This window comes from Serratia sp. D1N4 (genome assembly GCF_054552755.1).
Window position 1 is genome coordinate 2,053,422 of the sequence record NZ_CM137274.1, and the last position, 14,326, is coordinate 2,067,747.

Annotated in this window: 11 protein-coding genes; 5 read left to right on the forward strand and 6 right to left on the reverse strand. The window is 55.3% G+C overall.

The window, feature by feature from the left end:
- Window positions 1-105: 105 nt before the first annotated feature.
- Window positions 106-2,721, forward strand: coding sequence for an aminopeptidase N (gene pepN / locus ACX1CU_RS08835; protein ID WP_459402193.1), 2,616 nt, complete (start codon window positions 106-108; stop codon window positions 2,719-2,721).
- A 34-nt stretch (window positions 2,722-2,755) separates the two neighbouring features.
- On the opposite strand, the gene ssuB is transcribed toward pepN, so the two are convergent.
- Genes ssuB through ssuE form a run of 5 tightly spaced genes read right to left on the reverse strand, consistent with a single transcriptional unit; the run spans window position 2,756 to window position 7,069 of the window.
- Window positions 2,756-3,532: an aliphatic sulfonates ABC transporter ATP-binding protein gene (gene ssuB, locus ACX1CU_RS08840; protein ID WP_459402194.1), complete on the reverse strand. Its 777-nt coding sequence runs from the start codon at window positions 3,530-3,532 to the stop codon at window positions 2,756-2,758.
- Window positions 3,532-4,323: an aliphatic sulfonate ABC transporter permease SsuC gene (gene ssuC, locus ACX1CU_RS08845; protein WP_459402759.1), complete on the reverse strand. Its 792-nt coding sequence runs from the start codon at window positions 4,321-4,323 to the stop codon at window positions 3,532-3,534. The genes ssuB and ssuC overlap by 1 nt, the downstream gene beginning before the upstream one ends.
- An 11-nt stretch (window positions 4,324-4,334) precedes the next feature.
- Window positions 4,335-5,483 (reverse strand): FMNH2-dependent alkanesulfonate monooxygenase, encoded by a 1,149-nt coding sequence (ssuD, locus tag ACX1CU_RS08850; protein ID WP_459402195.1) that lies wholly within the window; start codon window positions 5,481-5,483, stop codon window positions 4,335-4,337.
- A 16-nt stretch (window positions 5,484-5,499) separates the two neighbouring features.
- Window positions 5,500-6,471: an aliphatic sulfonate ABC transporter substrate-binding protein gene (locus ACX1CU_RS08855; RefSeq protein ID WP_459402760.1), complete on the reverse strand. Its 972-nt coding sequence runs from the start codon at window positions 6,469-6,471 to the stop codon at window positions 5,500-5,502.
- A 19-nt stretch (window positions 6,472-6,490) separates the two neighbouring features.
- Entirely contained in the window at window positions 6,491-7,069 is a 579-nt protein-coding gene (ssuE, locus tag ACX1CU_RS08860) for an NADPH-dependent FMN reductase (protein ID WP_459402196.1), read from the reverse strand.
- Window positions 7,070-7,331: 262 nt separating this feature from the next.
- On the opposite strand from ssuE, the gene pyrD reads away from it, so the two are divergent.
- Together pyrD and ACX1CU_RS08870 are read left to right on the forward strand one after the other, a co-directional pair.
- A complete protein-coding gene (gene pyrD, locus ACX1CU_RS08865; protein WP_459402197.1) occupies window positions 7,332-8,342 on the forward strand; it encodes a quinone-dependent dihydroorotate dehydrogenase in 1,011 nt (336 codons plus the stop codon).
- A 164-nt stretch (window positions 8,343-8,506) separates the two neighbouring features.
- The gene (locus ACX1CU_RS08870) at window positions 8,507-9,055 is read left to right on the forward strand and encodes a cell division protein ZapC (protein ID WP_459402198.1); all 549 of its coding nucleotides are present in this window, start codon (window positions 8,507-8,509) and stop codon (window positions 9,053-9,055) included.
- A 2-nt stretch (window positions 9,056-9,057) separates the two neighbouring features.
- On the opposite strand, the gene ACX1CU_RS08875 is transcribed toward ACX1CU_RS08870, so the two are convergent.
- Window positions 9,058-10,161, reverse strand: a complete 1,104-nt coding sequence (locus tag ACX1CU_RS08875) for a YcbX family protein (RefSeq protein ID WP_459402199.1) — start codon at window positions 10,159-10,161, stop codon at window positions 9,058-9,060.
- Between the two features lie 103 nt (window positions 10,162-10,264).
- On the opposite strand from ACX1CU_RS08875, the gene rlmKL reads away from it, so the two are divergent.
- Window positions 10,265-12,397: a bifunctional 23S rRNA (guanine(2069)-N(7))-methyltransferase RlmK/23S rRNA (guanine(2445)-N(2))-methyltransferase RlmL gene (gene rlmKL, locus ACX1CU_RS08880; RefSeq protein WP_459402761.1), complete on the forward strand. Its 2,133-nt coding sequence runs from the start codon at window positions 10,265-10,267 to the stop codon at window positions 12,395-12,397.
- Between the two features lie 5 nt (window positions 12,398-12,402).
- Entirely contained in the window at window positions 12,403-14,307 is a 1,905-nt protein-coding gene (locus ACX1CU_RS08885; RefSeq protein ID WP_459402200.1) for an ABC transporter ATP-binding protein, read from the forward strand.
- Window positions 14,308-14,326: the final 19 nt, after the last annotated feature.

A 14,326-nucleotide genomic window follows, 5' to 3' on the forward strand; every position in this document is an offset into this window, starting at 1 on the left:
TTTACACTCGGGCCGTCGAAGAACAACGCCATCTAACGAACTCAAGAGCAGTATGACGTGATGACGGCCAATACCTGCAACTTACTGAAACGTCAAAGGGTTTCTATGACACAACAGCCACAGGCGAAGTTTCGCCACGATTATCGCGCACCTGATTACACCATTACCGACATCGATTTGGATTTCGAGCTGGACGCGGAGAACACGCGCGTCACCGCCATCAGCCAGGTCAAGCGCCAAGGGGCAGCAGGAGCACCGTTAATCCTCAACGGTGAAGATCTGACGCTGGTAAGTATCCAGATTGATGGCCAGCCATGGAGCAGCTATCACCAACAGGATAACCAACTGGTTATCGAACAGCTGCCAGCACAATTTACCCTGACCATCGTCAACGATATCCATCCGGCAAAAAACACCGCGCTGGAAGGGTTATACCTGTCCGGTGAGGCGCTGTGTACCCAGTGTGAAGCCGAAGGGTTCCGCCACATTACCTATTATCTTGATCGCCCAGATGTTCTGGCTCGTTTCACCACCCGTATTGTGGCAGATAAAGCGCGCTATCCTTTCCTGCTCTCCAACGGTAACCGAATGGGCGAGGGCGAGCTTGCAGATGGCCGCCACTGGGTGCAATGGCAGGATCCGTTCCCTAAACCTAGCTACCTGTTTGCTCTGGTAGCGGGGGATTTCGATGTGCTGCGCGATAGCTTCACCACGCGCTCCGGGCGCAACGTTGCGCTGGAGCTGTTTGTGGATCGCGGTAATCTGGATCGTGCCGATTGGGCGATGACCTCGCTGAAAAACTCGATGAAGTGGGACGAAACCCGTTTTGGCCTGGAATACGATCTAGACATCTATATGATCGTGGCCGTGGATTTCTTCAACATGGGTGCGATGGAAAACAAAGGGTTAAATATCTTTAACTCGAAGTATGTGCTGGCGAAGGCCGAAACGGCCACCGACAAAGATTACCTGAATATTGAAGCGGTGATTGGTCACGAATATTTCCATAACTGGACGGGGAATCGCGTGACCTGCCGCGACTGGTTCCAGCTCAGCCTGAAAGAGGGGCTGACGGTGTTCCGCGATCAGGAGTTCAGTTCAGATCTCGGTTCCCGCTCGGTTAACCGCATCGACAACGTGCGCGTGATGCGCGGCGCACAGTTTGCCGAGGATGCCAGCCCGATGGCGCACGCCATTCGGCCGGACAAAGTGATCGAAATGAACAACTTCTACACCCTGACGGTGTACGAAAAAGGTTCTGAAGTGATCCGCATGATGCACACCCTGCTGGGTGAACAGCAGTTCCAGGCGGGGATGCAACTGTACTTTGAGCGTCACGATGGCAGTGCGGCAACCTGCGATGACTTTGTGCAGGCAATGGAAGATGCCTCTAACGTCGATCTTTCCCTGTTCCGCCGCTGGTACAGCCAATCGGGTACGCCACTGCTGACGGTGCGCGATGAGTATGACGCTGAACATCAGCAATACCGTCTGCACGTCAGCCAGAAAACCGCGCCAACGGCGGATCAGCCAGAAAAGCTGCCGCTGCATATTCCGCTGGATATTGAACTGTACGATGGCGAAGGCAACGTTATCGCCTTGCAGAAAGGCGGTGCGCCGGTAAACAACGTGCTGAATGTGACCGAAGCGGAACAGACCTTTGTGTTTGATGGGGTTGCGCATCAGCCAGTGCCTTCGCTGCTGCGTGAATTCTCTGCCCCGGTGAAACTGGACTATCCATACAGCGATCAGCAACTGACTTTCCTGATGCAACACGCGCGCAATGAATTTGCCCGCTGGGATGCCGCACAAAGCCTGCTGGCCACCTATATCAAACTCAACGTGGCCAAGTATCAGCAGAAACAGCCGTTGACCTTGCCGCTGCATGTTGCCGATGCGTTCCGGGCGGTGCTGTTGGATGAAAAACTGGATCCGGCCCTGGCGGCACAGATCCTGACGCTGCCTTCAGAAAACGAGATTGCCGAACTGTTCTCGACGATCGATCCAGAAGCGATCGCGGCGGTGCACGACGCGATCACTCGCTGCTTGGCACAGGAAATGGCCGATGAATGGCTGGCGGTGTATCGCGCCAACAAAACCGACGGTTACCGCGTTGAGCACCGTGACATTGCCAAGCGTTCGTTGCGTAATGTATGCCTCAGCTATCTGGCCTTTGGTGATGCAGAGCAGGCTAATCAACTGGTGCTGAAGCAGTTCCAGCAGGCGGACAATATGACCGACTCGCTGGCGGCCCTTTCCGCTGCGGTGGGTGCGCAGTTACCGTGCCGCGATGCGTTGATGGCCGAGTTTGATGAGCGCTGGCATCAGGATGGCCTGGTGATGGACAAATGGTTTGTACTACAGGCCACCAGCCCGGCGGCTGATGTGCTGACCAAGGTGCGCGGTCTGCTGCAACATCGCTCATTCAGCCTCGGTAACCCGAACCGTACCCGTTCACTGATTGGGGGTTTCGCGTCTGCCAATCCTGCGGCATTCCACGCCGCAGATGGCAGTGGGTATCAGTTCCTGGTTGAGATCCTCAGCGATCTCAACCAGCGTAACCCACAGGTGGCTGCCCGGTTGATCGAACCGCTGATCCGCCTGAAACGTTATGATGCTTCCCGTCAGGCGTTGATGCGCAGCGCGCTGGAGCAGTTGAAAGGGTTGGAAAACCTGTCTGGCGATCTGTATGAGAAGATCACCAAGGCGTTAGCCGCCTAAAAGAAGCAGGGACGGTCTGTGCCGTCCCTGCGATTTAATGTGTTGCCACCCGGCGCACTGTTTCCAGCGTCTGCGGTGGCGATAACACCCTCTCCAACACTTCGGCTTCCAGTTCAGCCAGCCTTGCCGAACCTTTACGGCGCGGCCGTGGCAAATCGATGGCCAAATCCAACCCGACTTGCCCTTCCTCGATCAGCAGTACCCGATCGGCCAACGCAATGGCTTCACTGACGTCATGCGTCACCAGCAGCACGGTGAAACCCTGTTGTTGCCACAGGCGTTCGATCAACCCCTGCATCTCAATACGGGTTAACGCGTCCAGTGCTCCCAGCGGTTCATCCAACAGCAATAGGCGAGGGCGATGAATCAGCGCCCGAGCCAACGCGACACGCTGTTTTTGCCCGCCGGATAGCGCCGCTGGCCAGTCGTTAGCGCGATCGGCCAGCCCGACGGTGGTTAATGCTTGTAACGCGTCATCACGCCAGTTACCGCGCAGACCAAGCCCGACGTTATCGATGACCTTTTTCCACGGCAGCAAGCGGGCGTCCTGAAACATCAAACGCGTATCGTCTTTGGCACTGCTGAGCGGCGCACCACCGGCCAGCAGTGCGCCACCATTGGCGGTTTCCAAACCGGCCAACAGGCGCAATAGGGTGCTTTTGCCACAGCCGCTGCGGCCCACCACGGCGACAAACTGACCCGCGGTGATGCGCAGTTGCAGGTTATCCAGCACGGTGCGATTGCCATAGTGTTTGGCGATGGATTCCAGGGTGACCGGAATGCCTTGTGGAATGCGAGTGGGAGTCGTCATCACGCTTCTCCTGATTTCAGTTGATAGGCCGGGTGCCAGCGCAGCCAGATACGTTCGAGCAGTTGCGCGCTGGCATCGGCCAGTTTGCCAAGCAGGGCATACAGCACGATCGCCACCACCACGACATCGGTTTGCAGGAATTCACGAGCGTTCATCGCCAGATAACCGATGCCGGAATTGGCTGAAATGGTTTCAGCGACGATCAGCGTCAGCCACATAAAGCCAAGGGCGAAGCGCACACCGACCATGATCGAAGGCAATGCGCCAGGCAGCACCACTTGGCTGAACAAGCGAAAACCACTCAGGCCGTAGCTGCGCGCCATCTCCAGCAGGCCGCGATCGAGATTCTTGATGCCGTGGTAAGTATTCAAGTAGATCGGGAACAAAGTACCCAAGGCCACCAGAAAAATTTTGGCCGATTCATCAATGCCGAACCACAAGATCACCAGCGGGATCAGTGCCAGATGAGGCACGTTGCGGATCATCTGAACCGAGCTGTCGAGCAGGCGTTCGCCCCAGCGCGATAACCCGGTGATAAACCCCAGCACCAGCCCGATGCTGCCGCCGATGCTAAAGCCAATCAGCGCACGCCAACTGCTGATCGTCAGGTGTTGCCACAGTTCACCGCTTTTGGTCAGCGTCCAAAAAGCGGTGATAACCGCGCTGGGGGCGGGCAGGATACGATTTGACAGCCAACCGGCCTCAACGGCTGCCTGCCAGATCACCACCAGTACTACCGGCAAAACCCAAGGAGCCAGCCGTTGCAGGAAACGCTGTGTGCCGATTGCCATCATGGTGCTCCTTAGCTTTGAGCCACTTTTTGTGGTGAATAAATATTGGCGACCGTTTCCCCCTGCGGTTTGATCGCCTGCAGCTGTGCAGGTGGTTCGTTTTTCACCAGATCCAGATGCGGGAACAGCAGTTCGCCAACCCGATAGGCTTCTTCAAGGTGCGGATAGCCGGAGAGCACGAAGGTATCGATACCCAGTTCGGCGTATTCCTGTATACGCTGCGCCACCGTTGGGCCATCGCCCACCAAAGCAGTACCCGCACCGCCGCGCACCAGCCCGACACCGGCCCACAGGTTGGGGCTGATTTCCAGATTGTCTTTCCTGCCGCCGTGCAGTGCTGCCATCCGCTGTTGGCCCACCGAGTCGAAGCGTGCAAAAGCCTTTTGCGCATCGGCAATGGTTTGGTCATCCAGATGAGAGATCAGACGATCGGCCGCGCGCCAGGCTTCTTCGGTGGTTTCGCGGACGATCACGTGCAGACGAATGCCGAAGCGGACTTTGCGCCCAACGGCTGCCGCTTTGGCACGCACTTCCTCGATTTTTTCCTTCACCTGTTCCGGAGTTTCCCCCCAGGTCAGATACAGCTCGACCTGTTCAGCGGCCAGATCTTGCGCGGCTGCGGAAGAACCACCGAAGTAAAGGGGAGGGCGTGGCTGCTGTACCGGCGGGAACAGCAGCTTGGCCCCTTTCACGTTAATGTGCTTACCGGCGAAATCAACCGTTTCACCCTCCAGCACCTTGCGCCACACGTGGGTAAATTCGGTAGAGGCTTCGTAACGTTCCGCGTGATTCAGGTGCAACCCCTCGGCGGCCAGCTCTTCTGGATCACCACCGGTAACCAGATTGAACAGCGTGCGGCCATTGGAAAGCCGATCCAGCGTTGCGGCCTGCCGTGCTGCCACCGTCGGCGAAATGATGCCTGGGCGCAGCGCCACCAGGAACTTCAACCGTTGTGTGATCGGGATTAACGAAGCCGCCACCAGCCAGGAATCTTCACAGGAACGACCGGTGGGGATCAGCACCCCGCCAAACCCAAGCCGATCGGCCGCTTGGGCAATTTGTTGCAGGTAACTGTAATCGACCCTGCGAGCGCCTTCAGCACTGCCTAGATAGTGACCATCTCCATGGGTAGGTAAAAACCAGAATACGTTGATACTCATAATGATGTGCTCCTGCTTATTGTGAGTTTGGGTGCCAAACGCGTTGAGAAATGTCCACCTTGACCGGCACCAGCCGGTTGCCGAAGAACAGGTCGGCGGTCTGCTGCTGGGCGGCAATAGTTTTCGTATCCAGCGGTTTGATCGCGGTAATGGGGCGATGATCCAGATAAGAGGCAATCACCGGTTCCGGTAGTCCCATCGCATTCGCCAGCAGCGTGACGCTTTCTGCCCGATCGCTACGGGTTAACGCATCGGCCTGCGTCAGGGTATCCAGCACTTTCTGGATAAACGGACCATTGGCTTCGGCATAGGGGCGAGCGGCCAGATAGAACGAGCCGGTTTGGTTCAATTGTCTGCCATCGGTCAACACCCGGACGCCACCTTGCAGCAACGCGGCGGAATAGTAGGGATCCCAGATCGCCCAGGCATCGACGTTACCCTGCTGGAAGGCCGCGCGAGCGTCGGCAGGCGTCAGGTAAATTGGTTTGATATCGGTAAACGTCAGGCCATCCCGCTGCAAGGCACGTAGCAGCAGGTTGTGAGAACTGGACCCTTTTTGAAAGGCGACCTTATGCCCTTTCAGCTCGGCGACGCTGTGAATCGGGCTGTTTTCTGGCACCAGGATCACTTCCGCTTGCGGTTTTGGCGGTTCTACGCCGACATACAGCAGATCGGCTCCGGCGGCCTGAGCAAAAATAGGCGGGATATCGCCGGTGCTGCCCAAATCGATACTGCCGACGTTCAGCGCTTCAAGCATCTGCGGGCCTGCCGGGAATTCGATCCAACTGATTTTGGTGCCAGGGAAACGTTGTTCCAGCAGTTGGTGAGTTTTTGCCAGCACCAGGCTGACGGAACCCTTCTGATAGCCAATGCGGAACTGCGCTGGGGCATTCTCCTGCGCGCTGGCAGCATTGGCGATCGCCAGAGCAAACATGGCAGACAGCGCGCCCGTATTGAACCAGCGGCGGAGAGTTGAGAATCGCTTCATCATAGTTTCCTATTTATCTTCAGGCGGACTGCTGGGCTAACAGGGAAGCAGCGAGCTTTAACGCAGGCGGTTTGCGGCGGCCCAGCGCCAGATAGAAGCTTTCCAGCGCCTCTTCCAAACGCGCAGAGACCGTGTCAGACAGGGTGACCTGCTCACCGTTAAGCAGGATCTGGCTGTCATCGGCAAAAACGCCGTGCAGCACCTCTTGGGCTTTCAGCGCTGCCAGTACCGGTTTCAAAGCGTAATCCACCGCCAACATGTGGCCAACGGAACCGCCGGTGGCCAGCGGTAAAACCACTTTGTGGTCCAGCGCTCGCTCTGGCAGCAGATCGAGTAAGGTTTTCAGTGCGCCAGAAAATGAGGCTTTATACACCGGCGTGGCAATCAGCAAGCCGTCAGCCAGCGCGAGCTGGGCGGCAAAGGCTTTGATATCAGGACTGTTAAAGTTGGCATACAGCAGATCGTCCGCCTTGAAGTCGTGCAAGGTGTAAGCGATCACTTCCACGCCCTGCTGTTGCAGCCAGTGTTGGCTCAGGTTGAGAAGTGCTGCCGAACGTGACGGAATTCGTGGGCTACCTGCCAGTGATATAACGCGCATTGCCGCTCCTTATAGCTAAAAGTTATCAATGTTAAAATAATGTTTGTTTAGTGTTTTAAAGCTAACAGCAAAAGGGGGCGTTTTTTAAATCTCAATTTTTGATTTGGATATGCGCAGAAGGGGAAAGGCGGGCTTTAGGGGGTGAATCAGCAAAACGATGAGGTTAAAAACTGTTTTTTTGCCTTTAATCAATTCCAATTAACGGCAGGATACCGGAGAATATGCCCCCGGCTTGCAACTAACCGGGAAATCAGGAGAGTACATGTACTACCCCCTCATCAGGAAAGCGTTGTTTCAGCTCGATCCCGAGCGTGCGCATGAATTGACTTTCAGTCAGCTCCGCCGGATCACCGGCACCCCGCTAGAGTTTCTTATCCGTCAGTCCGTGCCGACCAAGCCGGTGAACTGCATGGGGCTCTCTTTTAAAAATCCGCTAGGTTTGGCTGCCGGTCTGGATAAAGACGGTGAGTGCATCGACGCCTTTGGTGCCATGGGTTTTGGCTTTGTTGAGGTGGGCACCGTTACTCCACGCCCGCAACCCGGTAATGATAAACCGCGTTTATTCCGCATTGTTGAAGCCGAAGGGCTGATTAACCGCATGGGATTTAATAACCATGGCGTGGATAATCTGGTTGAAAACGTTAAGAAATCTCATTTTGGCGGTATTCTGGGGATTAATATCGGCAAGAATAAAGATACGCCGGTAGAACAAGGTAAAGATGATTATCTGACCTGCATGGATAAAATTTATCCGTATGCCGGTTATATCGCGATTAATATTTCTTCACCCAATACGCCGGGATTACGATCGTTGCAGTATGGCGAAGCATTGGACGATCTGTTAGCGGCAATTAAGAATAAGCAGAGTGAGCTGCACGCGCACCATCACAAATATGTGCCGGTGGCGGTAAAGATCGCGCCGGATCTTTCCGAAGAAGAATTGATCCAAATAGCCGACAGTTTGGTTCGACATAATATTGATGGGGTGATCGCTACCAATACCACGCTCGATCGTAAACTGATCCAGGGATTAAATTATTGCGAGCAAACCGGCGGGCTCAGCGGTCGCCCAGTGCAATTACGCAGTACCGAAGTGATCCGCCGTTTGTCGCTGGAATTGCAAGGGCGCCTGCCGATTATTGGCGTGGGGGGAATTGATTCCCTGACCGCTGCGCGAGAAAAAATGGCGGCAGGGGCAACGCTGGTGCAAATTTATTCTGGCTTTATCTTCCACGGGCCGCGTTTGATTAAAGATATCGTTACTTATATCTAATATTTTCCCTTCATTTCCGGCCGGGGGTTTATTTCTGCTCCCGGCTCGTCTATATTTTGTTCGGTAGTTTAAATATCATTCGTGGAATTAGCCGATGTCGGGGTGATAAAATCACCTTTCAGGTATCGCGTTGTTATACAGCAAATTGGCAAGAAGGATGGGTAATGAAGATAAAACCTGACGACAATTGGCGTTGGTATTTTGACGCTGAGCACGATCGAGTGATGCTCGATCTCGCCAATGGGACTCTCTTCCGCTCGCGCTTTCCGGCAAAAATGCTAACTCCGGATGCGTTCAAAGAGTGTGCTTTCTGCGTTGATGATGCTGCACTGTATTTTGATTATGAAGAGCAGTGCAAACAGCTCCAACTCAGCCATGAACAACGCGCCGAGCTGGTATTGAATGCCCTGGTCGCTTTCCGCTTCCTGAAACCGCTGATGCCGAAAAGCTGGCATTTTGCTCAGCAACATTATCCGTTGCACCCGAAGAATGGCACATTGGCGGCGGTGAAGGTGATGGAGAGCGGCGAAGATGCCCGCTTGCTGGTGGTGGAGGCCGGTGATAACGCCAGCCTGTGCCTGCTGGCGCAAAACCAACTGGCGTTAGCTGGCCGTACTATGGTGCTGGGCGATGCCATCAAAGTGATGCACGATCGCCTGAAGCCTTGTATTTGGGATGATCTCTCCGCTCCGGCGTATGACAGAGCGGTTTAGCATTAAGCCAGTTTCACATCGCTTTTTGGAATACAGCTGCAACACAGCACCGTGCCATCGTTGCCGATAGCGCTCTGCTTTAACGGTGCCACTTCACCATCGACCAATTGGATCCGGCAACTGCCGCAAATGCCCGCCCGGCAGGAATAAGGAATACGAATTCCCTGCTGTTCTAACTGCTCCAACAAGATCTGCTGATTGTTACCGGTGAACAGGTTACCGGCATATTCGATCGTCACGCTATGTGTGCTGTCCTGCGGGGCTTGCAGGCTGGCCACCACGTTGCCTGCACCATAAGGCCGCGGCGGTTTGCTCGACAGCGCTTCAACCGCATCCCCCACGCGGATAATACCGCTGTTGCGGGCAATCATATTCTGGCCAAAGTCGACATCACCGTTCTCGGCGGTGCGGAATTTTTGCAGCGTGCTGAGTGGCTCACCGCTCGGGTGCTTGCGGCCACGCTCGGGGCTGACGGTGGTCAGAACACAGCGGCTGCAAGGTTTCACCAGATCAAACATCACCTCGCCGACGCGAATAACTTGCCAACCATCTTCGGCCCAGGCGCTGGCTCCGGTAACCACCAGGTTCGGGCGAAACTGTTCCAGCTTGATGCTGCCGGGGCAACGTTGTTGCAGATCCTGGAATGAGGCTTCGTTGATCAGCAAATAGGGGTAACCGTCGGCGAACGATAACGGAATTTCCGGGTGCTTTTTCACTCTGCGGGTTAATTGTGACCCAACCCAGCGTAGCTGTACGTCACGCTGAAAATAACCGCTCAGCCAGCTGTTGATGGCCTGTGGCGCAATCAGCGCGGTGAAATGGTTGCCCCACACTTCGGTTGGGTGCTCTTCTGCGGCAAAATCAGGGAAGCGGATCGTAGCACTTTCGCCATCCGGGGCGGTCAGGTACAGGCCATCTGGCAGCAACGCTGGGGTAAACAGCACCATCTGCGGATATTGGCGAGCGGTAATAAAGGTGCCATCGGGTTCGGTGATCATAAAGCTACGATCAAAAGCCAGCCCGTGGCTTGCTGCTTGGGCGTGAGAAAGTTGTAAACCGCGCAGTGATTTGACCGGATGAACGTAAAGTCGGGAAAGCGTGATCACCGCTGCCTCCATACGATGATTAAATAGAAGGGAGCAACTTTATGACAAGCGGCCTGGATTAGCTATAATGCGCAACAATTTTCTTTTTGGTGATAAGCACGATATGAACTCTCTGTTTGCCAGCACGGCGCGTGGACTGGAAGAACTGTTAAAAAGCGAACTGGAAGCGCTTGGCGCCCACGCCTGTAAAGTGGTACAGGGTGGGGTACATTTTCAGGGTGACGATCGTCTGCTGTACCAAAGCCTGCTGTGGAGCCGCCTGGCTTCGCGCATTCTGTTGCCGCTGAATGAATTCCGCGTGCACAGCGATCTGGACCTGTACCTTGGCGTTCAGGCGATTGACTGGCCGAGCATCTTCGGCGTGGATAAAACCTTTGCCGTTCACTTCAGCGGCGTCAACGAAGAGATCCGTAACAGCCAATATGGCGCGCTGAAGGTTAAGGATGCGATTGTCGACAGCTTTACCCGCAAGATTGAGCAGCGGCCAACCGTGGCTAAACAGCAGCCGGATATCCGCGTCAACGTGTTCTTGCAGCGTGATATGGCCTACGTGGCGCTCGATCTGAGCGGCGAAGGCCTGCATCAGCGTGGCTACCGCGATCTCACCGGTCAGGCACCGCTGAAGGAAAGCCTGGCAGCCGCTATCGTTCAGCGCTCCGGCTGGCAGTTGGGCACGCCGCTGCTCGATCCGATGTGTGGGTCCGGCACGTTGTTGATTGAAGCGGCGATGATCGCTTCCGATCGCGCGCCCGGCCTGCATCGCCAGCATTGGGGATTTACCGCCTGGAATGGCCATAATGCCGATCTGTGGCGCGAAGTGATCACCGAAGCACAGGTGCGTGCGCGCCGTGGTTTGCAGGAAACAACCTCCCGCTTCTTTGGTTCAGATATCGATCGCCGGGTGATCGAGATGGCGCGCGGCAACGCCCGCCGTGCCGGAGTGGCCGAATTGATCACCTTTAACGTCAATGACGTCAGCAAACTGACCAATCCATTGCCGGAAGGCCCGGCGGGAACCGTGGTCAGCAACCCACCTTACGGCGAACGTCTTGAGAGCGAACCGGCGCTGATCGCCTTGCATAATATGCTGGGCCGCATCATGAAGAGCGCGTTTGGTGGCTGGCAGCTTTCGCTGTTCAGTGCTTCACCAGAACTGTTGAGCTGCCTGCAACTGCGCGCCGAGCGCCAGTTCAAGGCGAAAAACGGCCCGCTGGACTGCGTGCAGAAAAACTATCAGTTGGCGGAAAACCCACTGGGTTCTGCTGGTGTGCAGGTGGCGGAAGATTTCGCTAACCGCCTGCGTAAAAACCTGAAGAAACTGGAAAAATGGGCGAAGCAGCAGGGGATCGAATGCTATCGCCTGTATGATGCCGATTTGCCGGAATACAACGTGGCGGTGGATCGCTACGGCAGCAAAGTGGTGGTGCAGGAGTATGCGCCGCCAAAAACCATTGATGCGCAGAAAGCACGTCAGCGTCTGTTTGACGTGATTAACGCGACCTTGTCGGTGTTGGATCTGCCTTCTAATCAGTTAGTGCTGAAAACCCGCGAGCGGCAGAAAGGCAAGAACCAGTATGAAAAGCTGGCGCAAAAGGGCGAGTTTTTGCTGGTGGAAGAGTTTAACGCCAAGCTGTGGGTCAACCTGACGGATTATCTGGACACCGGCCTGTTCCTTGACCACCGCATTGCGCGCCGGATGCTGGGTGAAATGAGCAAGGGTAAAGACTTCCTTAACCTGTTCGCCTATACCGGCACCGCCAGCGTACATGCCGGGCTCGGCGGTGCACGCAGCACTACCACGGTGGATATGTCGCGTACTTATCTGGAATGGGCAGAGAAAAACCTGCGGGTTAACGGCCTGACCGGTAAGCAGCACCGCTTGATCCAGGCAGATTGCCTGTCGTGGCTGCGCAATACCAGCACATCTGCCGACGAACAGTTCGATGTGATCTTTATCGATCCGCCAACCTTCTCCAACTCCAAACGGATGGAGAATACCTTTGATGTACAGCGCGATCACCTTGACCTGATGAAAGATTTGAAACGGTTACTGCGCCGTAACGGGACCATTATGTTCTCCAACAACAAACGCGGTTTCCAGATGGATATGGCTGGCCTGAACGCGTTAGGTCTGGAAGCGAAAGAAATTACCGCCCAGACGTTGTCACAGGATTTTGCCCGTAACCGTCAGATTCACAACTGCTGGCTGGTCACCCACGCTGGCGAAGGAAAATAATTACTATGTCGTTAATCAGCATGTCCGGTGCCTGGCTGTCTTTCAGTGACGCACCTTTGTTAGACAACACCGAAATTCATATTGAAGACAACGAACGCGTGTGTCTGGTTGGGCGCAACGGCGCGGGTAAATCTACGCTGTTGAAGATCCTCGGCAAAGAGATCCCGTTGGATGATGGCCGGATTATCTACGAGCAAGATTTGATTGTGGCGCGGTTGCAGCAGGATCCTCCACGCAACATTGGCGGTACGGTGTTTGATTTTGTCGCCGAAGGGGTGGCCGAACAGGCAGAACACTTGAAGGCTTACCATGCGATTTCGCATCTGGTGGAATTGGATCCCAGCGAAAAAAATCTGTCGCGCATGGCGCAGATTATGGAGATCCTCGATCACCAGGGCCTGTGGCAGCTCGACAGCCGCATCAGTGAAGTGCTGTTGCAGCTTGGCCTCAATGGCGATGCCGAACTGTCTTCGCTTTCCGGCGGCTGGCTACGTAAAGCTGCGCTTGGCCGTGCGTTGGTCAGTTCACCGCGCGTGCTGTTGCTCGATGAACCGACCAACCACCTTGATATCACCACTATCGACTGGCTGGAAGGCTTCTTGAAAGAGTTCCAGGGCAGCATCGTGTTCATTTCGCACGACCGTTCATTTATCCGCAATATGGCAACGCGCATTGTCGATCTCGATCGTGGCAAGCTGGTGTCCTGGCCGGGTAATTATGATCTGTATCTGGAAAGCAAAGAAGAAGCGCTGCGGGTGGAAGAACTGCAAAACGCTGAATTTGACCGCAAGCTGGCGCAAGAAGAGGTGTGGATCCGTCAGGGCATCAAGGCACGCCGTACCCGTAACGAAGGCCGTGTGCGTGCGCTGAAAGCGCTGCGTAATGAACGTTCGCAACGGCGCGAAGTGATGGGCACCGCCAAGATGCAGGTCGAAGAGTCTGTGCGCTCCGGCAAGATTGTGTTTGAAATGGAAGACGTCAATTATCAGATTGGCGACAAAGTGCTGGTGCGCAACTTCAGCGCTCAGGTTCAGCGCGGCGATAAGATTGCCTTGGTGGGCGCGAATGGTTGTGGTAAAACCACGCTACTGAAATTGATGCTCGGTCAACTGAAAGCCGACAGCGGCCGCGTACACTGCGGCACCAAGCTGGAAGTGGCTTACTTTGACCAGCACCGTGCCGAGCTGGATCCAGAACGCACGGTGATGGACAACCTGGCAGAAGGCAAGCAGGAAGTGATGGTCAATGGCCGTTCACGCCATGTATTGGGCTATCTGCAAGACTTCCTGTTCCATCCGAAGCGCGCAATGACGCCGGTGAAAGCGTTGTCCGGTGGCGAGCGTAACCGCCTGTTGCTAGCCAAGCTGTTCCTCAAGCCAAGCAATTTACTGATCCTCGATGAACCCACTAACGATCTGGACGTAGAAACGCTGGAATTGCTGGAAGAGATGATCGACAGCTATCAGGGCACAGTGCTGCTGGTGAGCCACGATCGTCAGTTCGTGGATAACTCGGTGACCGAATGCTGGATTTTTGAAGGCAACGGCGTGATCGACACCTATGTCGGTGGCTATTACGATGCTCACCACCAGCGGGCTACGGCGAAGCCTATCCGTCAGGTAGCTGCTCCTCAGGCCAAACCCGTTGCGGAAAAAAAGGTCGAACAGCCTAAGAAACAGAGTACCAAGCTGAGTTATAACCTGATGCGCGAACTGGAACAGTTGCCGCAGCGCCTCGAACAGCTGGAAGCGGATATTGAAGCGTTGCAGGCGCAGGTCAGTGATGGCGGATTTTTCTCCCGTCCACACAGTGAAACGCAGCAGGTGCTGATCGAACTCGCCTCGGCTGAACAGGCGCTCGAAGAGGCTTTTGCCCGTTGGGAAGAGCTGGAGGCGATGAAGAACGGCTGATCGGTTTACCCAATGGATT